Genomic DNA, 20778 nt, shown 5'->3' with positions numbered 1-20778 from the left:
ACTTTCTGCCCGACAATCCTGGACGATCGGCGACCAAACGTCCACATGGACTATTTCGGAGGATACAAAATGACGATCCGTTCACGGCGTCCGGGAGCGAATGCGGCGCTGCTGCCGGTGCTGCTCACCGGCGCCCTCGCTCTCGCCGCCTGCTCAAGCGGCGGTTCGTCCCCGGCACCTCAGAGCGGCGGCGCCCCCGCGGGCGCCAAGACGCTCGTGATCGACACCTCCTTCGACCTGAAGACGGCGGACCCGGGCCGGACCTACGAGCCGACCGGCCTGATCATCGGCAAGGCGACCTACGAGACCCTGCTCACCTTCGAGGGCTCCAACGTCACCAAGCCCGTCCCGGCCCTCGCCGAGTCGTTCGAGCTGTCCAAGGACGGCAAGACGCTGACGCTCAAGCTCCGCCAGGGCGTCACCTTCGCCGACGGCTCCCCGGTGACCGCCGACGACGTCGTCTTCTCGCTCAACCGCGTGCGCGACATGAAGGGTACGCCGTCCTTCCTGCTCGACGGCGTCCAGGTCGAGAAGACCGACGACACGACGATCACCCTCACCTCGGAGAAGGCCAACCCGGCGCTGCCGTACATCCTGCCCAACCCCGCGCTGGGCATCCTCAACTCCAAGGTGGCCAAGGAGAACGGCGCCACCGCCGACACCGGCGACAAGGCCGAGCAGTACCTCAACTCCACCTCGGCGGGCTCCGGGCCGTACACGATCGAGTCGTTCAACGTCAGCAGCCAGGTCGTGCTCAAGGCCAACGCGAAGTACTGGGGCCAGCAGAAGCCGGTCTACGACAAGGTCGTGATCCGCAACGTCGAGGCGGCGACGCAGAAGCTCAACGTCTCCCGCGGCGACAGCCAGGTGGCGCTGAACCTCTCCGGCGACCAGGTCTCCGGCATCCCGGGCACCCTGCAGGTCAAGAAGACCCCGTCGGCCAACGTGATCTTCCTGTTCGCCAACCAGGACCCCTCGATCAGCAAGGTCACCTCCAACCCCAAGTTCGCCGAGGCCGTGCGCAAGGGCATCGACTACGCGGGTCTGCTGGAACTGGCCGGCGACGGCTCGGTCCAGGCTCCCGGTGTGATCCCGTCGATGCTCCTCGGCGCTCTCCCGCCGGACTCGGGGATCACCCGCGACCTCGAGGGTGCCAAGGCCGCGCTCCGGGAGAGCGGCGTGACGAACCCGACGGTCAAGCTGGAGTACCCCAGCGAGCTGACCGTCAACGGTCTGTCCTTCCAGCCGCTCGCCGAGCGGATCCAGGCCAACCTCAAGGAGGTCGGCATCACCGTGGAACTGGCCCCCGCGCCGGTCGCCACGGCCCTGGACAACTACCGCAACGGCAAGGAGGAGATGGGCCTGTGGTACTGGGGCCCTGACTACCCCGACCCCAGCGACTACCTGGCGTTCCTGCCGGGCAAGCTGGTCGGCCTGCGGGCCGGGTGGAAGGCCGGCTCCGACCGGGCGCTGGAGGCGGCCGGCGACAAGGCGGCCCTCACCCTCGGCGACGAGGCCCGCAGGCAGGCCTACGTCGACATCCAGAACAAGCTGAACGCCTCGGGCCCGTTCGTCACGCTCATCCAGCCCAGCCAGAACATCGTGACGGCCCCGTCCGTCACGGGCCTGGAATTCCACCCGGTGTGGACCGTCGATGTCGCCGACCTCGGTGTCAAGTAAGGACCCGTCCGGGCCGGTCAAGGACAGCCCCGCCGCTCCGCCCAAGCCCGGTCGCCCGGGCCGGGGCGGCCGGCGGCACCCGCTGGCCCGCTTCCTGTTCCGCCGGGTGGTGACCGCGCTCCTGCTGGCCCTGGGCATCACGCTGGTCACCTTCGTGCTGACCAATCTGGTCCCCGGCGACCCGGTCGCGGCCAACCTCGGTCAGCGGGCCCTCGGCGACCCGGCGATCGTCGCGCAGTGGCGGGCGGAACACGGCCTGGACAAGCCGCTCCCCCAGCAGTACCTCCTGCACCTTCAGGGGGTGCTCCAAGGTGACTTCGGGATGAGCCAGCAGAGCCACCGCCCGGTGGCGGACGACCTGGCGGAGGCGGTCCCGGCCACCCTGGAGCTGGCGGGCACCGCGATCCTGATCTCCGTCGTGCTGGGTGTGGCGTTCGGCGTGGTCGCCGCGCTGCGCCGTGACCGGCTCTCCGACCACGTGCTGCGGGTCGTCAGCCTGGTCGGCATCTCGGTGCCGACGTTCTGGCTGGCGCTGATCGCCTTCTACGTCTTCTTCTACCGGTTGCAGATCACGCCGGGCAGCGGTCGCATCGACCCGGGCATGAGCCCGCCGCCCACGGTGACCGGCCTCTACACGGTCGACGCCGCGCTGGCCGGGCAGTGGGACGTGTTCTCCTCGGCGCTCGGCCACCTGCTGACCCCCGCGCTGGTGCTGGCCCTCTACACGATCGGCCTGCTGACCCGGTTCACCCGGTCGGCGGTGCTGGAGGTGCTCGGCCAGGACTACGTGCGCGCCGCGCGGGCCAAGGGCCTGCCGCCCCGGGTGATCCTGTTCCGCTACGTGCTGCGCTCGGCCCTGGTGCCGGTCATCACGGTCGCGGGCCTGGCCTTCGGCAGCCTGCTGTCCGGCACGGTACTCGTCGAGGCGATCTTCGCCTGGCCGGGTGTCGGGCAGTACGCCTACAAGAGCGCCACCTCCCTCGACCTGCCCGCCGTGATGGGCGTCGGCCTGGTGGTGGGCTGCGTCTACCTCGTCATCAACCTGATCGTCGACGTGCTGTACGGCATCATCGACCCCCGAGTGAGAATGTCGTGAAACTTCCCAAAGCATGGCGGCAGCCGCTGGCGATCGTCGGCGGGGTCGTGGCACTCGCGTGGCTCGTGATCGCCCTGGCCGCCCCGTGGCTGGCCCCGCACGACCCGCTCGCCCAGGACCTGCCGCGGCTGGCGGCGCCGGGGCCGGGCCACTGGATGGGCACCGACCAGCTCGGCCGCGACGTCCTCAGCCGCGTCCTGTACGGCGCGCGCGTGTCGATCCCGCTGACCCTGCTGCTGGTCACCCTGTCGGTGCTGGTCGGCGGCCTGCTCGGCGCCTGCGCCGGATACTTCGGCAAGTGGGTGGACGAGACGATCATGCGGTTCGCGGACCTCGTCTTCGCCTTCCCCACCGTGATCCTGGCCATGGTCGTCGCCGCGGCGCTCGGCGCGAGCCTCACCAACGCCGTCCTCGCCGTCCTCGTCGTCGCCTGGCCCGCCTACGCCCGGGTGACCCGCGGCCTGGTGCTGGGCGTGCGCGAACGCGAGTTCGTGGTGGCCGGGCGACTGCTCGGCTTCTCCGCCTGGCGTTCCCTGCGCGTGGACGTGCTGCCGAACGTCACCGGGCCGATCCTGGTGCTCGCGACCCTGGACATCGGCACCGCGCTGCTGCTGCTCTCGGGCCTGTCGTTCCTCGGGCTCGGCGCGAAGCCGCCGTCTCCCGAGTGGGGTGCGATGGTCGCCTCCGGCGTCGAGGTGTTCGACAGCTGGTGGGTGGCGGCCTTCCCCGGCCTGGCCATCCTGACCGTCGTGCTCGCCTTCAACTTCCTGGGCGACACGCTGCGCGACGCCCTCGACCCCCGCACGGCCCGCGCCATCAAGGAGCGTGCGCTTTGACCCTCACCATCTCCGCGCTGAAGGTCTCCGTCGGCGACAAGGAGATCCTGCACGGGGTCGACCTCGAACTCCAGGCCGGCCGTGTGCACGGCCTGGCCGGTGAGAGCGGCTCCGGCAAGACCATGACCGGCCTGGCCGTGCTCGGCCTGCTCCCGCACGGGGCCCGCACCAGCGGCCGGATCGCCCTGGGAGACCGTGACCTGCTCACCCTGCCCGCCAAGGAGCTCAACGCGGTGCGCGGCGGCGAGGTGGCCATGGTCTTCCAGGACCCGGCGACCAGCCTGCACCCGATGCTCTCGGTCGGCCGCCAGCTCACCGAGCACATGCGCCACCACCTGGGCCTGGACCGCAAGCAGGCACGGGCCAGGGCCGTCGAGCTGCTGGGCCAGGTGCGCATCCCGGGCCCGGAGACGGCGATCGACCGCTACCCGCACCAGTTCTCCGGCGGCATGCGCCAGCGCATCGCGATCGCCATCGCGCTGGCCTGCTCGCCGAAGGTGCTCATCGCCGACGAACCCACGACCGCCCTCGACGTGACCGTCCAGGCCGGGATCCTCCGGCTGCTGCGCGGCCTCTGCGACGACCTGGGCCTGGCCGTGCTGCTCGTCACCCACGACCTCGGCGTGATGTCGGCGGTCGCCGACGAGGTCAGCGTGATGAAGGACGGCCTGGTCGTGGAGACGGGCCCACGCGGCAAGGTGCTGCGCGACCCGGCCCACCCCTACACCCGTGCCCTGCTGGACTCACTACCCGGGGAGACCTCGTGACGCTGCTGAGCGTGGACGACCTCGTCGTCGAGCACCGCACCCCCGGCCGTCCGCTGGTGCGCGCCGTGGCCGGAGCCAGCCTGACCGTCGCGGCGGGCGAGGTCGTCGGCCTGGTGGGCGAGTCGGGGTGCGGCAAGTCGACCCTGGCCCGCGCGGTGTGCGGGCTCAACCCGGCGGCGTCCGGGACGATCACCTTCGACGGGCACCCGGTGACCCCGCTCGGCCTGCGCCGCAGGAACCGTGCGCTGGCCGGGATCCAGATGGTCTTCCAGGACCCCTACGCCTCGCTGAACCCGCGGCGCCGGGTGAGCGCGCAGATCGCCGACGGCCTGCGCACGGCGGGCGACACCACGACCAGGCCCGCCGACATGCTGGAGCGGGTCGGGCTGCCCCGTGACTTCGCCGACCGGCACCCGCACGAGTTCTCCGGCGGCCAGCGGCAGCGGATCGCGATCGCCAGGGCACTCGCCGCCCGGCCGTCCCTGCTGATCGGCGACGAACCGATCTCCGCGCTCGACGCCTCCGCCCAGGCGCAGGTGGCCAGGCTCATGCGGGACCTCGCGGTCTCCTCGGGCGCCGGTCTGCTGTTCATCAGCCACGACCTGTCGGTGGTACGGCTGATCGCCGACCGGATCGCGGTGATGTACCTCGGGAAGATCGTGGAGATCGGCCGCACCGCGGAGGTGTGGGACGACCCCCGCCACCCGTACACCCGGGCGCTGCTGGGCGCCATCCCCGCACCCGACGGCGCGGGCGTGCTCCCCGCCGAACTGCCCGGAGACGTGCCCGACCCGGCCGACCCGCCGTCCGGTTGCCGGTTCCACCCGCGGTGCCCGCTGGTGATGGACGTCTGCCGGGAGCGTGAACCCGCGTTCGGTCCGGTCGCCTGCTGGTTGCACGAACCCGCATGATTAGTCCATGATCGACGAGGTTCGCCGCAGGATGACGCAGGAGGGGATCGACGCCCTCGTGCTGCGTCCCTCCCCCGACTTCCGATATCTGGGCGGCCGGGGGGACGGGTACCTCGTCCTGGTCGGCGACGGGCCCCCTGCCGCCGCGGCCGGCCCGCTGGAGGCCGCCGCGCTCATCCCCGCCTCCGCGCGCCGCGTCGGCGTGGATCCCGAGATGCGCGCCTGGGAGTTGTTCTCGCTGCGGGTGGAGGCCGAGGTCGTGCTGGCCTCCACCGTGCTGGCGCCGCTGCGGCTGCGCAGGGGGGCCGAGGAGGTCGCGGCCATGGAACGCGCGGCCTCCGCGGCGGACGCGATCGTGCTCGTCACCCGCGAGCTGGCCTGGTTCGGCACCACCGAGCGCGCGATGGCCCGGCGGTTGTGGGCCATGATGGTCGAGACCGGGTGCGAGGAGGTGCTGTCGGTGCTCGTCGCGGCCGGCGAGCACACCGCGCTCCCCCGGCACGTGCCGTGCGACCGCGTGATCAACCCGGGTGACGCGCTGCTGGTCTCGGTGTGCGGCCGGTGGGATGGTTACCACTCGGAGGTGGCCCGCGTGTTCGCGGTGGCGGAGCCGCCCGACGACTTCGAGGCGATGTACTCCGTCGTCCTCTCCGCGCAGCGCGCCGCCCTCGACACGCTGCGGCCCGGCGCCACGGCGGCGGAGGTCTGGCGGGCCGCCCGGGAGACGATCGACGACAGTGGGTACGGCGACTACGCGGGAGAACGGCCCGGACGCGGCGTCGGCCTCGGCCGGGAGGAGGGCCCGTGGCTCACCCCCGACGACACGACCGTGTTCGCCCCCGGCATGACGGTGTGCCTGGAACCGGCGATCTACCTGCCGGAGCTGTTCGGGGCCCGGGTCGCCGACGTCGTGGTGTGCGATCCTGAGGGGGCCCGGCTGCTCAGCACGAGCCCGCAACCCCTGTACGTCCTCGACCACTGAACGCCCAGGGCGGCCCGCACGCGGCTGGACGGGCGGCCCGGTACGCCGGTCCGGGCACCGGGCACCGGGCACCGGGCACCGGGCACCGGGCACCGGGCACCGGTGGGGATCTCGGCCTTGTGCGGGGAGCGTTACACCGGTACGAGGTCCAGCTCTATCTTCTGCTTGGGACGCAACACCACGCCGGGAAAGGGGGTGAACGGCCCGGAGTTGCGCATCCGCGGCCGGAACCGGCTCAGGATGGTGGCGACGGTGAGCAGTGCCTCGATGTAGAACAGGTGCTGGCCGATGCACTGGTGGGGGCCGCCGCCGAAGGGGAAGTAGGCGTAGCGGTGCCGGCGCGTGTCGATCTCCGGCAAGAAGCGCTCGGGGTCGAAGTCGAGCGGGCGGTCCCAGAACTCCTCCAGCCGGTGGGTGGCGTAAGAACAGATCAACACCGTCGAGCCGGCGTCGATCGGCACTCCGCCGATGTCTTCGGACACGACGGCGGTCCTCGGAAGGATCCACCCCGACGGGTACAGGCGGAGGACCTCTTGCAGGACCATCTTGGTGTAGCGCAGTTCCGGGATGTGCGACGAGAGGACCGGTCCGGTGCCGACGACGCGGTCGATCTCGTCGTAGAGCCGGGCCGCCACCCGCAGGTGGGTGTGGAGCACCGGCCATAACCAGGTCAGGGTCTGCGTCGTCGTGTCGGTCGCGGCCATGAAGGCGGTGACGAGGTCGTCACGGACCTGCCGGTCACCGACCTCGCTCCCGTCGCGTGCCCGGCACAACGCGGAGATCACGTCGTGGCCGTCGTCGGAGGCGGCGCGGGCCTTGCGGATCAGCGGATACACCACCTCGTCGACGGTCTTGACGGCGTTCGCGAAGGCCCGATCGCCCGGCAGCGGGACGGAGTCGGGCACGAGAGGCATGATCGTGCGGAGACCCCCCAGCTTGACGGCTCTGTCGAACGCCCGGGTCAGCCGTTCTCCGTTCTCAAGGGAGCTCTTCTCGCCGAAGAAAAGCCTGGTGGTCATCGCGATCACGATGTCGGCCATCGTCTTGGCGGCGTCGATCGGCTGCCCCGACCGGGCTGCCCCATCCAGCCGGTCGACACGTTCCGTGATCACGTCGGCCAGTTCGTCGTTGAGCGACGTGACGCGCCTGGCCGTGAACATGGGTTGAAGAGCCTTCCGAGCCGACTCCCAGTCCGGCCCCTCGGTGGCGAGGGTGGTACCGCTGAGCCGTTGCATGGTGCCGTAGACCTTGCCGACCCGGGGGTAGTTCGTCCAGTTGTCACGCATCACATGCTGGACGTGCTCGGGATGGGTGACCAGATAGGGGCGGAACGGCCCCAGATCGAGCCGTACGACTTCCCCCCGTGCCCGCCTGCCGACCTCCGCGAACGCGTTGACCGGGCCCCGTGCGAACATCGGCAGCAAACGGTACAGGGGAATGACGCCGGCCTGCCGGGAAGCGCCGCCACGGCTGCTCTCTACGGGCATCGCAGCTGTCTCCCGTCTCAGACCGTGCCGCGATCGAGCAGGTCCCACCACCAGGCGATCGCGGGGATGGGAAGCGGATCCGCAGCCCCGACCGGCGGCCTGTCGGTCAGGCTTGAGGTGATGTGGACCGCGCCGGGGTGGGCACCGTCGGGGTTGGTGTAACGCGCGGTGGTGACTCCGACGTCGACCGTGGCGCGCATGCTGGTGCCCAGGGCGTTGACGTAGTGGCGCAGCGGGGCACTGGCCGTGGGCAGCACCTGCTCGCGCAGCCGGACGAACAGGTGCGTCGTGTGGTCCCGCATCCGGGTGGCTTCCTGCAGAGCCTGGTCGCGGGTGTAGCCGTGAAGGTCTATGAGCACGTCGACGAGGTTGGTGGCGATGCCTTGCCGGGCATCGGAGGTCTGCTGGGCGTACCAGAGTTCCTTGCCGTAGGAGGCCAGGTCGTTGTCCCAACCGGCGGTCAGGCACGCGGCCTCGGTGAGTGCGCGCACCTTAGGGCCGTTCAGCTCACTGGCGGGCACCTCCTCCTCTTCCACCATCGCGGCGCAGGGGAGGCCGCCGCAGGTGCCCAGGCGCATGACCGTGTAGTCGTTGAGACTCAGCCGGGTTCCCGACGACTGGGCGGCGATCTGCCACGCCACGCCGAGCAGCCACGTCCGGTGCGCCTCTATCCAGCGCCGGACCTGGGCCGGGGTCGCGCAGCGCCGGACGCGCAGGGCGAGGTCGCGGATGGGGGCGGTGAAGGGGTTGGCGGCGTCCATGGTCGCACCGTCGGGGGCCTCGAACAGGTGCATGATGCGGGCGGCGGCCTCGACGAAGGCGTTGGTGTTCGTGCTGCTCTCGCCCGTGTCGCAGAACAGGTCGTCGAAGACGAACATCAGGTAGGTCCAGTCCGTGGCGACCTGCAGGCGCTCGGGGCCGGCGTGGGGCATCGCCTGGGCACACCACTCCGCCGAGTCGGTGTCCGCGACCCGGAGCCGGGCCGCGTCATCGGGGCAGAATCCGTGTTCGCCCATCCAGCTCAGGCCGCGGCGCTTGCACTCTTCGAAGTTGTCATTGATCTCCGCGGGAATCGGGCAGTAGGCGGGGGGCAGATCGATGCGCAGCGGGGTCGTGATGGCCATGAAAGCTCCACGGGACTAGTAGTGTGAGCGAGATCGTCAAGCCCCGGCGAAGAGCCCTACGGCTCCCCCGGGTTCAGAGGCAGGGCCCGAACTCGGCCAAGGTGGCCCACCGCCCTTGTGGACGGCTTGAATCGCTTGTCGGTGTTGCCCCCGGCCTTGCGGACACGTGATCACTCGGGAGGACGTGCCCGGGGGGAGCCCACGCCGGCCGGCACGGCCTTCGACCGCGGCGCCAGGACTTGTCACGAAGACGGTCACGAGGAACCCGAGCAGCGGATATCCGGCGCAGGACACTAGCGATGCCTCATACGCACCCACACCCCGTCCTTGGCGCGGGCACTGGCCGCCATGCCGACCTGATTCTCGCGTCCCGGTACGGGCGCCAGGATGTAGCGCTGGACCGCTCGGGCCAGAACGAGATGCGCCTCCGTCAGGGCGAACTCTTTTCCGATGCATTGCCGCTGTCCGGCACCGAAGGCCATCAGCGCCTGCTTGTGCCGCCCCTCCGAGCGCTGCGGCGTGAAACGATCCGGGTCGAAACGCAGCGGATCCGGCCAGACCTCCGGGTGATGGTGGATCAGATACGTGGCGATCAGCACCTGCCGTCCCGCCGGAATCCGGAACCCGTCGATCTCGTCCTCCCCTACAGCCGTACGAGTCAGGTAGTAGGCGGGCGAGTACAGGCGGACCGCCTCGAGCAGCACGTTACGGGTGTAGGGCAGTGCGGCCAGGTCGCCGAAGCCGGGCCTGCGCCGGCCGAGCACCGTGTCCACCTCGTCCCGCATCCGCTGGGCCGCCTCCGGGTACTGGGCCATCAGGTGGAACGCGAAGGACAGCGTCACCGCGGTGGTCTCGTAGCCGGCCGCGAAGAGCGTCACGGTCTCATCCCGGAGTTGCCGGTCCGTCATCCGCTCGCCCGTGTCCGCATCCACCGTGTTGAGCAGCAGGGCGAGCAGGTGAGCCCCGTCCTGATCCAGGCCCTGCCGTCCCCGATCGACGATGTGGCGGACGATCTCGTCGATCTTCCGGATAGCGCGGTGGTAGCGGGCCCGGCCAGGCATGGGCAGCCATTGTGGCCACCTCGTCGACAATGAGCCGATCATCATGTAGCGGATGGCGTAGTCGAACGCCTCGCCGATCCGCTCCGGCTCGCCCGGCTGCATCCCCGTACCGAACAGGGCACGCACGAGCACGTGCATGGTCAACCGGTTGCAGGCCGCCCCGATGTCGAAGGGCTCGCCCGCCTGGGCCCATCCGGCCCAGTCGTCGAAGACCTCGTCAATGGCGTCCACCATGCCGTCCACCAGCCCGATCAGCCGCTGGCGGTGGAAGGCCGGCTGCATGAGCAGGCGGTTCCTCTTCCAGACGTCGCCCTCGACGAACGGCAGCCCGTCGCCCAGCAGTGTCCGGATGCCATCCCACAAGGGACCGCTCTTGACGTAGTTGCGCGTGTTGTCCACCAGGAGGTGTTGCGCGTGCCGGGGGTGGCACACGACGGTGAACACAGCGAAACCGAGATCCAGCTCGAAGACGTCACCGTACTTCTCCCGGGTCTCCCGCAGAAAGCCGAACTTGCCCCGTAGCAGGGCCGGCGACGAGCCGACCAACGGGTAGCTCGGAACCTTCGGCGGTATCAGGCTCTTCGATCGCATCCGTGCTTCAGCCGGTTTCACTGGCGAACCTCTCTATCCGCTGGTTCAGGCAGCTCAGATCATGGAAAAACCGGATCGGCGTCAACCCCGGCTCACCCGAGCCTCTTGCGGCAGGGCGAAGACCGTCGTTTCCCGCGCACCCGCCACCGCCGTGACATCGGTGAATCCCCGCTCGACCAGCCAGGCCAGCGTGTCCTCGACCAGTACCTCGGGCACCGAGGCCCCTGCGGTCAGCCCGACCGTGCCGGCGTCGGCCAGCCACGCGTCGTCGATCTCGTGGGCGAAGTCGATGAGATGGGCGGCGCGGGCGCCGGCGTCGAGTGCGACCTCGACAAGACGCACCGAGTTGGAGGAGTTGCGTGACCCGACGACGATGACCACATCGCAGGATGGCGCGATCTGCTTGACCGCCTGCTGCCTGTTCTGAGTGGCGTAGCAGATGTCGTCGCTCGGCGGTGACGTCAGCAGCGGGAACCGTTGCCGAAGCAGCTCCACCGTCTGCGTCGTCTCGTCCACCGACAAGGTGGTCTGCGACAGCCAGGCCACCTTCGCCGGGTCGCGCACCGTCACATCCGAGACGTCCTGCGGACCGTCGATCACGTGGATGCGCTCGGGTGCCTGGCCAGTGGTGCCGATCACCTCCTCGTGTCCCTGGTGACCGATGAGAAGGATGTCGTAGTCGGCGGCGGCGAAGCGGCGCGCCTCGTTGTGCACCTTGGTCACCAGGGGGCAGGTGGCGTCGATGGTCTTCAGCGCGCGAGCCGCGGCCGAGGCGTGCACCTCGGGTGCGACGCCGTGTGCGGAGAACACCACGACGGCGCCTTCGGGCACCTCGTCGTTCTCCTCGACGAACACCGCGCCGCGCGCTTCGAGGGTCTCGACCACGTGCCGGTTGTGCACGATCTGCTTGCGTACGTAGATCGGCGGCCCGTAGGTCTCCAGGGCCTTCTCCACGGTCCGGACCGCCCGGTCGACACCGGCGCAGTATCCGTGCGGTCTGGCGACCAGGACCCGTTTAGTGGGAGGTTCCATTACCTTGCCCTTCTTCGCTCGTCGGGTCGTCATGCTCTCCGCTCCGGAAGGTCCCTACTTCATGAGGGGGCCGGGGTGTTCGCCGCGGCCGACGCGTCGGCGGGTGGTCGGACAGCCGGCGCAGGATGTCCTGCTCCAGCGCGGCGGGGGTCAGACCGAGTTCCTCCAGCAGTTGACCGCGTCCGGCCACGGGCAGGAACTCGGCGGGGATCCCGAAGGCGCGGCAGGGCACCGCGAGGCCGGAGTCCTGCATCATCTGGGTGATGGCGGCGCCCACACCACCGATGCGCGTGTTGTCCTCGACCGTGACGACGAGGTCGCACTGTCTGGCCATGTCCAGCAGTGCCGGGTCGATCGGCTTGACCCAGCGCGGGTCGACGACCGTGACCCCTGTGCCGTGGGCGGCGAGCCGGTCGGCGACCTGCAGGCAGGTGGAGGCCATCGCCCCCACGCTGACCAGCACCACCTCGTGGTGGTCCGCGGCCGCCGTGGTGCGGGCGAGCACGTCCAGGGTGCCGACGCGCTCCACCGCCGGGATGTCCGGCCCGACCGCCCCCTTGGGGAAGCGCACCACCGTCGGCGCGTCATCCACATCCAGTGCCTCATTCAGCTGTGCCCCCAGCTGGGCGGCGTCGCGAGGCGCGGCCAGGCGCAGGCCGGGTACGACCTGTAGCACCGACATGTCCCACATCCCGTTGTGACTGGGCCCGTCATCACCGGTGACCCCGGCCCTGTCCAACACGAACGTCACCCCGGCGCGGTGCAGCGCCGCGTCCGTCAACACCTGGTCGAAGGCCCGGTTGAGGAAGGTGGCATAGACGGCCACCACCGGATGCAGGCCCCCCGCCGCCAGACCGGCCGCGCAGGTCGCCGCGTGCTGCTCGGCGATGCCCACGTCGATCACCCGATCCGGATACGCCTGGGCGAAGGGGCCCAATCCAGTTGGGGCGAGCATCGCCGCGGTCAGCGCCACCACATCGGGGCGTGTCGCACCGACCCGTACCATCTCCGCACCGAACACCGACGTCCAGCTGGGTGGGAGTCCGGCTCCGGCCGACCGGCCAGTGAGCGGGTCGATGACCCCGATGCCGTGGAAATGGTCACGGACGTCATCTTCCGCATGCCGGTACCCCCGCCCCTTCTGCGTCACACAGTGCACGACCATCGGCCCACCCGCCTCGCGAGCCGCCCGCAGCGCCGATTCGGTCGCACCGATGTCGTGGCCGTCGATCGGGCCGATGTAGGGCAGACCCAGGGCGTCGAAGAACGCCGGCCGCGCAGGACGCCCGTCGCGGTCGGCAGCTCGTAGCGTGCCCAGGTGCCCGGCGAGCGCCCCGACGGTCGGGGCGTAGGAGCGGCCGTTGTCGTTGACCACGATGATCACGGGAAGGTCGGGGCTCGCGGCGATGTTGTTCAGCGCCTCCCAGGCCATCCCACCGGTCAACGCGCCGTCCCCGATGACCGCGACCACGGCTCTGCCGGTCATGCCCTGAACGCGCAGTGCCCGCGCGATGCCGTCGGCGTACGACAGGGCCGTGGAGGCGTGGGAGTTCTCGATGACGTCGTGCGCGGACTCGGCCCGGCACGGGTAGCCGGACAGCCCGCCTTGCTGCCGTAGCCGGGAGAAGTCCTGCCGGCCGGTGAGCAGCTTGTGCACGTAGGCCTGGTGACCGGTGTCCCACAGGATGCGATCCCCGGGGGAGTCGAAGACGCGGTGCAGCGCCAGCGTCAACTCGACCACCCCGAGGTTCGAGCCGAGATGGCCGCCGGTGCGAGACACCGCATCCACCAGGAACGCGCGAATCTCCGCACCGATCCCGGCGAGTTGCCCCGGTGTCAGAGCCTTCAGGTCTCGGGGCGAACGGATATCAGCCAACACGATCGCGCGCTCTTCCTTTCGGCCGCTCTCGGCGGTCAGCGTGTACGGGTGACGAAGCTCCCGCTCATACCGCACAGCCGGTCGGTGCAGTCTTCCGCCGACGATCGCCGCCCCTCCTTGTGAACGGCTTGCCACGCCTGTCGACGACCATCGCGTGCCTCCCGGGAGGGCGAGAAATCTCCGGTGGCCCCCCGGCGGCCCTGGCGGCACACCCGGCACCCGGGCCCGATCCTCCTGCTCGGCGATGGTCGGACCCTCATCGTGGCGACCTTCATCGCGGCCGGCGCGGACTCCTCGGCCGGTTCCTGCGGCGTCCGGCCCGCGTGGACCGGCTCAACCGTCCGCCGCCGGAATCCGGCGGGTACGGCGGATGTGACGTCGGCACGGGCGGATCCCTGCCCGGGCACATCCTCCCAAGTGATCACGTGTTCACAAGGCCGGGACAACACCGACAAGCGATTCAAGCCGTTCACAAGGGCGGTGGACCACCTTGGCCGAGTCCGAGTCCTGCTTCCGCACCCGGGCGGAGCCACTCCTGAGAGCGAATGCCCATGTCGAGCGAGCTTAGTGGCGCATTGTCGAATGACACTTCGATCATAGACCTCCTCTCCCCATCGGCCGACCCGCGCAGTTCCGTCAGGTCCGGAGCGCGAGCCGGCACGGTGACTTCGGCCGCGCAGGTGCTCGCGGAGGCGGAGGCGTTGGTGCGGCCGGCGCTGCGCCGGACCATCGTGAAGCTGCCCGAGCGAGAGCGCCGCGTGGCGGAGTACCACTTCGGATGGGCGGACGGGTCGGCGGCGGATGAGGCGACGTCCGGGAACGGGGGGAAGGCTCTGCGCTCAGCGCTGGTGCTCGGTGCGGCGCGAGCCGTGGGCGGGGACGCGCGGCGCGCGGTCCCCGGAGCCGTGGCGGTGGAGCTCGTGCACAACTTCTCGTTGCTGCACGACGACGTGATGGACGCGGACCGGATGCGGAGGCATCGACCGGCGGCGTGGGTGCGGTTCGGCGTCGGGGCGGCCGTGCTCGCCGGAGACGCCCTGCAGATTCTCTCGCTTCAGGTGCTCACCGGCACGGGGGACCCGGCCCTGACCGACGTACTGATCGACACCATGGCGGATCTCATGCGCGGACAGAGCGATGACCTCGCGTTCGAGTCCCGAGACGACGTCACCGCGGCGGAGTACCGATCGATGGCCGAGCTCAAGACCGGCGCTCTGCTCGGCGGCGCGTGCATGCTCGGCGCTCTGCTGGGGGGCTCGTCCCCGGAACGGGCGAGAGAACTGGGCCGTTTCGGACGGCATCTCGGAGTGGCGTTCCAGTGCGCCGACGACATCCTGGGCATCTGGGGGCGGGCGGACCGGACGGGCAAGCCCGTGGGGGCGGACGTCGCCGCGCGCAAGAAGACGCTGCCGGTGATCACGGCACTGGCCGACGCGAGCGAGGCGGGCCGGCGTCTCGCCGCGCTGTACCGACGCCCGGAGCCTCCGGGCCGGGAGGAGTGCGCGTCGATGACCGCCCTGATCGAGGCGGCGGGGGGCCGGGCGGCGGTGGAGGCGGAGGGCCGGCGCCAGATCACGCTGGCTCTGGCATGTCTGGACCGTGCCGAACCGCAGAAGACAGCGCGTGCCGATCTCGCCACGATCGCCGAATGGGCGATGCATCGCGACCGGTGAGCGCGCGCTGCGGTTGTCCGCCGGTACACCGTGCTCCCGGGCCGCGACAGAAGATCACCGTGATGTCCGTCCGGATTTCCCACGAGCCCTCATAGCACCCAAACGTCATGAGCACCGCCCGAAACAGGAGATAGCTACGATGTCCGTCCAGATCGGCCGCGGCAGCGCCGGATCGGCACGACAGGCCACCGTCGTTCCCCTCCGTCGTCTGCTGCCGATGCTCGTGCGGGGCCCGGTGAACGCGTTCGCGGAAGTCGGCAGGCAGGCCCGCGGACAGGTGGTACGACTTGATCTGGGACCGTTCCGTCCCTATCTGGTCACTCATCCCGACCACGTCCAGTACGTGATGCGCACCGACTGGACGAACTACCAGCGGGTGGGCAAGGTGTGGGACCCCGTGGAACGGTTCCTCGGTACCACCTTCGCCGGTGAGGGGCCGGACTGGGAGTCCAGCCGGAAGGCTCATCAGCCCATGTTCACGGCCAGGCATGTCACATCGCTCACCGGGCGACTGGCCGACGTGATCGCCGAACGCGTCGACCGGTTGGACGAGTCCGCCCGGTCGGGGCGGCCGATCGACGCCACCAAGACGATGACCGACATCGTGGTCGCGGTGAACACCATGTTCTTCTTCGGGGAGAAGAGCTCTTTCGAGGAGGGAGAACGGCTCGCCCGGGAGTTCGGCACAGCCGTCAAGTGGTTGAACGTCCGCCAGATCATGCCGTTCGTGCCCACCGCCGTCCCGCTGCCGGGTGACCGGGCCTTCGCGAACGCCGTCAAGGCCGTCGACGAGATGGTGTATCCGCTGATCCGCAAGGCCCGCACCGCCTCCGGCGACGGCCACGACGTGATCTCCGCGTTGTGCCGGGCACGCGACGGGAGCCACGCCGACGACCGGAAGGTCCGTGACGACCTGGTCGCCGCCCTGGTGGCCGGCACCGACACCACGACGCACGCCCTGGCCTGGATGTGGCCGGTGCTCCGGGACCATCCCCCGGTGGCGGCCCGGCTCTACGACGAGATCGACCGCGTCGTCGGCACCGGACCGGTCCTCCCGTCGCACATCCCGGAACTGCGCTACACCAAGATGGTCCTGCAAGAGGTCCTCCGCCTGTACCCGTCGGGCTGGATCATGCAGCGGTTCGCCGCCGCGTCCGGAGAGATCGGCGGAGTGTCCGTCAACGCCGGCTCGACGGTGTTCGTCTCCCCCTACGCCACCCACCGGCTGGACGAGTTCTGGGACCGCCCGCTCGACTTCGACCCCGAGCGCTTCTCGCCGGACATCGACACGCGGCGGCACCGCTACTCCTACTTCCCCTTCGGCGGCGGCCCCCACCAGTGCATCGGCCAGCACCTGTTCCAACTCGTCGCGCTGCTCACCATCGCCACCCTCGTGAGCCGGTTCCGGCCGTGGGTGCGCAACTCCGGGCCGTTCACCCCCCTCCCGGCGGCGTTGCGTCCCAAGCAGAAGATAGAGCTGGGCCTCGTGCCGGTGGAGCGCTCCCCGCACCGGGCACGGTGAGTCACACCGGTCCGGCGGCCACCCCGGATGCGGGCACCCGGGCACGCCCTCACCTCGCCGGCGGGCCCGGACGACGGTCCGGGTCGCGACTTCAATGGTGGTAGGCGTGGACCACGGCGTGGCCCCTGCCCCGGCCGATGATCCACTTATTGACGGGCACGGTGACCAGGAAGGCCACCAGGAGGGCGAAGGCCAGCGCTCCCCAGAACAGGCCGGAGGTCAGGCCGGCGTCCATCGCGCCGGGAACCGCGACCATGACCGCGTTGTCGACGATCTCCATGACGACGATGGACAGAGTGTCGGCCGCGAGCGCCAGCCGGACGGCCTTGCGCCAGTCGACACCGGCCCTGCGCAGCCCGACCAGGGTGAGCGCGTAGCCGAAGAAGAAGGCCAGCGCCACGGCCAGCGCGATGGTGGGCCCGCCGGACCAGCCCAGCGCCGTACCGATCACCATGCCGAGCACCTCGCCGATGGCGCATCCGGTCAGGCAGTGCAGAGTCGCCGAGGCGGCCACCCGCCACGTGGCCTTCTGGCCGTGACTCCCGTGACTCCCGTGACTCCCGTGACTCCCGTGACTTCCCTGGCTCTCGTGGCCTCCGTGGCCCTCGTGTCTCCCATGGCTCCCGTGGCCTTCGTGCTCCGCGGTCGCGTGGTGCCCGTCCCCGTGGCGAGCGCCGTGCACGGAGCGGCCCAGGTGCTTCATCGGCTCGGACATCGCCCTCTCCTCTACTCATCCGGCGGTACGCACACCTCCAACACATACCCCCCACCCGTATATTCCACGCGTGGGCCGCGGTCGTCGGCCGGCCGGTCACGCCGACCTGACGGACGTCTCAGCCCGGTCCGCCGGAAGGCGCCCCGCTCCCCGCCCTCCGATGCGGCCGGTCGGCGGGGACGGGCACGACGGCGACGGGACAGGAAGCGTGCTCGATCATCGCCCGGACGACCGCACCCAGGTGACCGCCGTAGTGCCGGTTGCGGTCCGCGCCGACGACGACGAGACTCGCCCCGGCCGACGCCACGCCCAGAGCCTCCTTCGGCGTGTCGGTGACGGCATGGACCTCGACCGGAACGCCGGGATACCGGCCGCGCCACGGCGCCGATCGCTCCTCCATCTCTTCCCGCCCGGCCCGGGTGAGGGCCTCGGCGTCGAGCACGGGTGCCATCGCCGTTCCCCATGGCATCACCGGCAGGTGGGCGGCGTGCACGATCACCAGGCGCAGCCGCCGCAGGGTGGCCTCGCCGAAGGCGAACTCCAGCGCCTCGTCGGGTGTCACCGGGCTCAGGCCGAGTACCACGGGCCCGGGGCTGGCCGGCATAGGGATCGGGCCGGGACCGCGCACGACGATCACCGGGCAGCGGGCGTGAGCCGCGACGTAGGTGGTGACGGAGCCGACCACGGACCGGGCCAGGGCTCCCAGGCCGCGGGAACCGATCACGACGAGCTCCGCGCCGGCCGACAGTTCGACGAGGCGCTCACCGGCCGAGCCCTCGTACAGGTCGGTGCCGACATCGGTGACCGTGCTGCACGAGCGCGCGCAGTCGGCACCGTGGTAGAGGACGTGCTCGGCGGCCTTGCGCAGGTGGAGCTTGGCCTCCTCGGGGGCCTCGCCGTACGGCCAGCGCCACGCGTGGGCGACCGTCAGCGGCAGCCTCCTCAGTTCGCACTCGTCCATCGCCCAGTCGAGGGCCTGCATGGAGAAGTCCGAACCGTCGTAGCCGACGACGACCGCGCGGGTTCCGGTCATGATCCTCACCTCGAATCCGTCATCGAAAGCGGCCCCCCCGCGGAAGACCACGACGACGATGCCGGGACCGGCGGACGGACCCGCGGCGCGCACCCGCGCCGCACGGCGGCCCGGACGACCGCGACGACCGCGACGACCACCGGAGGCGAACCGCCAGAGGCGACCGGCACGTGCGCCGTGCTGTCCGGGTGCGTCGCCACGTCGTCCTCCTCGAAAGGTCACTCTCCCCTCCGGTCTCCTTACCCCGAACAGCCGGGACCGGACGGGACGGCGACGTGAACGGCGGGCCGCGCGTCATCGACCCCCGGTACGGGCCATGCCCCGCGGTCCAATAATGTCCAGACCATGAGCACTCACTTTGACGTCGTCGTTCTCGGCGCGGGCCCCGGTGGATACACCGCCGCGGTCCGGGCCGCCCAGCTCGGCCTGCGCACAGCCGTGATCGAGGAGAAGTACTGGGGCGGTGTGTGCCTGAACGTGGGATGCATCCCCTCCAAGGCGTTGCTGCGCAACGCCGAACTCGCGCACATCCTCACCCGCGAGGCCAAGACCTTCGGCATCCGTGTCGAGGGCAACATCACGTTCGACTACGCCGAGGCGTTCACGCGCAGCCGCAAGGTGGCCGACGGCCGCGTCAAGGGCGTGCACTACCTGATGAAGAAGAACGGCATCACCGAGTTCGACGGACGCGGCACCTTCGTCGACGCCAACACGATCCGGGTGAACGACCAGACGGTCACCTTCGACCACTGCATCATCGCCGCGGGGGCGACCACGCGGCTGCTGCCGGGCACCGCGGTGTCGGACCGGGTGGTGACCTACGAGGAGCAGATCCTCACCCAGGACCTGCCCGCCGACATCATCATCGCCGGCGCCGGGGCCATCGGGGTGGAGTTCGCCTACGTCCTGCACAACTACGGCGTCAAGGTGACGATCGTGGAGTTCCTCGACCGCATCGTGCCACTGGAGGACGAGGAGGTCTCCACCGAACTGGCCAAGCGCTACAAGCGGCTCGGCATCGACGTGCTGACCTCGACCCGGGTGGAGTCGATCGACGAGTCCGGTCCGAAGGTGCGCGTCATGGTCTCCAGGAACGGCGAGCAGCAGGTCCTGGAGGCGGACAAGGTCATGCAGGCGATCGGCTTCCAGCCGCGCGTCGAGGGCTACGGGCTGGAGAACACCGGCGTCAAGCTGACCGACCGCGGCGCCATCGACGTCGACGGCCGGGGCCGCACCAGCGTGCCGAACATCTTCGCCATCGGCGACGTGACCGCCAAGCTGATGCTCGCGCACGCCGCCGAGTCGATGGGCGTCATCGCCGCCGAGACCATCGCGGGCGCCGAGACGATGGAGCTCGACTTCGTGATGATCCCGCGGGCGACGTACTGCCAGCCGCAGATCGCCAGCTTCGGCTTCACCGAGGCGCAGGCCCGCGACCTGGGGTACGACGTCAAGGTGGCGAAGTTCCCGTTCACCGCCAACGGCAAGGCGCACGGCCTGGGCGACACCGCCGGCTTCGTCAAGATCATCGCCGATGACACGCACGGCGAGCTGCTCGGCGCGCACCTGATCGGCCCCGAGGTCACCGAGTTGCTGCCCGAGCTGACCCTGGCCCAGCAGTGGGACCTGACGGTCCACGAGGTCGCCCGCAACGTGCACGCCCACCCCACCCTCGGCGAGGCGGTCAAGGAGGCCATCCACGGGCTCGCCGGACACATGATCAACATGTGACGTCCGCGGGAGGACACCCAGACCGGACAGGCGTTCCCGGTCCGCACGGCAGGCGCGGGGTCGGCGCGCGTCCGCCGCGACGGCGGTGGGGCCTGTCCGGCGGCCGGTGGAAGACCGTCCGGAAGTCGCGACCCCACCGCCCTACCACGTCACCGTCTCGGGTGTCCCGGGCGTCTCAGTAAGGATCCAGCACCGTGACGTCACGGCCGGAAGCGACCACCAGGCGGCCACGCGGTGTCGTGGCCAGCGCGGCGACCCAGGTCGGGAGCATCAGCGCCGGGCCCGCCGGGCGGCCGATGACCAGGTCCCACACCCGTATCCGCCCGTGCCCGTCGTGCCACTCCCCGCTGACCGCGACGGGGTGGCCCTCCACGGCCGAGGCGACCAGCGCATGGGCTCTGGCGTCGTCGGCCAGGGGTGCGCCGGTCTGCCGGCCGGTGACCGGGTCCCAGACCCGTACCGTCCCCTCCGGGCCGCTGCCGGTGATCACCAGCGGGCGATCACCGGTGACCACCACGGCCACCTGCCCGGGACCGCCCCCGTCACGGATGAGCGTGCCGGCTCGCTGCCCGGTGGTCAGATCATGCAGCCGCACCTCGCCGGCGTCGTCGGCCGCGACCATGAAACGGCCGTCCTCCGTCACGGCCACCGCACGTAT

General features: G+C 70.5%; 17 protein-coding genes. 9 read left to right on the top strand and 8 right to left on the bottom strand.

Annotated features, from left to right (window positions below; genetic code table 11):
* Window positions 1-69 precede the first annotated feature (69 nt).
* Genes F4562_RS30425 through F4562_RS30400 form a run of 6 tightly spaced genes read left to right on the top strand, consistent with a single transcriptional unit; the run spans window position 70 to window position 6272 of the window.
* A complete protein-coding gene (locus F4562_RS30425) occupies window positions 70-1680 on the top strand; it encodes an ABC transporter substrate-binding protein (protein ID WP_184540000.1) in 1611 nt (536 codons plus the stop codon).
* Window positions 1670-2776, top strand: a complete 1107-nt coding sequence (locus F4562_RS30420) for an ABC transporter permease (protein ID WP_311733894.1) — start codon at window positions 1670-1672, stop codon at window positions 2774-2776. The genes F4562_RS30425 and F4562_RS30420 overlap by 11 nt, the downstream gene beginning before the upstream one ends.
* Window positions 2773-3612, top strand: coding sequence for an ABC transporter permease (locus F4562_RS30415; protein WP_184539996.1), 840 nt, complete (start codon window positions 2773-2775; stop codon window positions 3610-3612). Before F4562_RS30420 ends, F4562_RS30415 begins: the two co-directional genes overlap by 4 nt.
* The gene (locus F4562_RS30410) at window positions 3609-4379 is read left to right on the top strand and encodes an ABC transporter ATP-binding protein (RefSeq protein WP_184539994.1); all 771 of its coding nucleotides are present in this window, start codon (window positions 3609-3611) and stop codon (window positions 4377-4379) included. Before F4562_RS30415 ends, F4562_RS30410 begins: the two co-directional genes overlap by 4 nt.
* Window positions 4376-5290, top strand: a complete 915-nt coding sequence (locus F4562_RS30405) for an ABC transporter ATP-binding protein (RefSeq protein WP_184539992.1) — start codon at window positions 4376-4378, stop codon at window positions 5288-5290. Before F4562_RS30410 ends, F4562_RS30405 begins: the two co-directional genes overlap by 4 nt.
* 7 nt (window positions 5291-5297) lie before the next feature.
* Window positions 5298-6272 carry a M24 family metallopeptidase gene (locus F4562_RS30400; RefSeq protein ID WP_184539990.1) on the top strand — a complete coding sequence of 325 codons (975 nt, stop codon included), beginning with the start codon at window positions 5298-5300 and terminating at the stop codon, window positions 6270-6272.
* 131 nt (window positions 6273-6403) lie between these two features.
* On the opposite strand, the gene F4562_RS30395 is transcribed toward F4562_RS30400, so the two are convergent.
* From F4562_RS30395 to F4562_RS30375, 5 genes are all read right to left on the bottom strand, one after another.
* Entirely contained in the window at window positions 6404-7687 is a 1284-nt protein-coding gene (locus F4562_RS30395; protein WP_221206546.1) for a cytochrome P450, read from the bottom strand.
* Between the two features lie 89 nt (window positions 7688-7776).
* The gene (locus tag F4562_RS30390) at window positions 7777-8883 is read right to left on the bottom strand and encodes a terpene synthase family protein (RefSeq protein ID WP_184539986.1); all 1107 of its coding nucleotides are present in this window, start codon (window positions 8881-8883) and stop codon (window positions 7777-7779) included.
* A 293-nt stretch (window positions 8884-9176) separates the two neighbouring features.
* On the bottom strand, window positions 9177-10535 hold the full coding sequence (locus F4562_RS30385; RefSeq protein WP_184539984.1) for a cytochrome P450: 1359 nt from the start codon (window positions 10533-10535) through the stop codon (window positions 9177-9179).
* 81 nt (window positions 10536-10616) lie between these two features.
* Window positions 10617-11567 (bottom strand): 4-hydroxy-3-methylbut-2-enyl diphosphate reductase, encoded by a 951-nt coding sequence (locus F4562_RS30380; RefSeq protein WP_184539982.1) that lies wholly within the window; start codon window positions 11565-11567, stop codon window positions 10617-10619.
* Complete coding sequence (locus tag F4562_RS30375; RefSeq protein ID WP_184539980.1) at window positions 11551-13446, bottom strand: 1-deoxy-D-xylulose-5-phosphate synthase; 1896 nt, start codon at window positions 13444-13446, stop codon at window positions 11551-11553. Before F4562_RS30375 ends, F4562_RS30380 begins: the two co-directional genes overlap by 17 nt.
* Window positions 13447-14108: 662 nt before the next feature.
* Here F4562_RS30375 and F4562_RS30370 point away from each other — a divergent pair.
* Both F4562_RS30370 and F4562_RS30365 read left to right on the top strand, forming a co-directional pair.
* Window positions 14109-15119, top strand: coding sequence for a polyprenyl synthetase family protein (locus F4562_RS30370; protein ID WP_184539978.1), 1011 nt, complete (start codon window positions 14109-14111; stop codon window positions 15117-15119).
* Between the two features lie 139 nt (window positions 15120-15258).
* The gene (locus F4562_RS30365; RefSeq protein ID WP_184539976.1) at window positions 15259-16641 is read left to right on the top strand and encodes a cytochrome P450; all 1383 of its coding nucleotides are present in this window, start codon (window positions 15259-15261) and stop codon (window positions 16639-16641) included.
* A 91-nt stretch (window positions 16642-16732) separates the two neighbouring features.
* Here F4562_RS30365 and F4562_RS36050 read toward each other — a convergent pair whose 3' ends face one another.
* Window positions 16733-17155 carry a DUF4396 domain-containing protein gene (locus tag F4562_RS36050; RefSeq protein ID WP_311733893.1) on the bottom strand — a complete coding sequence of 141 codons (423 nt, stop codon included), beginning with the start codon at window positions 17153-17155 and terminating at the stop codon, window positions 16733-16735.
* A gap of 319 nt (window positions 17156-17474) precedes the next feature.
* Window positions 17475-18389, bottom strand: coding sequence for a universal stress protein (locus F4562_RS30355; RefSeq protein WP_184539972.1), 915 nt, complete (start codon window positions 18387-18389; stop codon window positions 17475-17477).
* Window positions 18390-18734: 345 nt separating this feature from the next.
* On the opposite strand from F4562_RS30355, the gene lpdA reads away from it, so the two are divergent.
* Complete coding sequence (gene lpdA / locus F4562_RS30350; protein WP_184539970.1) at window positions 18735-20120, top strand: dihydrolipoyl dehydrogenase; 1386 nt, start codon at window positions 18735-18737, stop codon at window positions 20118-20120.
* 175 nt (window positions 20121-20295) lie between these two features.
* Here lpdA and F4562_RS30345 read toward each other — a convergent pair whose 3' ends face one another.
* Window positions 20296-20769, bottom strand: a complete 474-nt coding sequence (locus F4562_RS30345; protein WP_184539968.1) for a WD40 repeat domain-containing protein — start codon at window positions 20767-20769, stop codon at window positions 20296-20298.
* Between the last annotated feature and the right edge of the window lie 9 nt (window positions 20770-20778).

Source organism: Streptosporangium becharense, assembly GCF_014204985.1.
Lineage (GTDB): Bacteria > Actinomycetota > Actinomycetes > Streptosporangiales > Streptosporangiaceae > Streptosporangium > Streptosporangium becharense.
The sequence above is the reverse complement of the archived record's forward strand: the minus strand, read 5'-3'. Positions and strand labels throughout refer to the sequence as shown.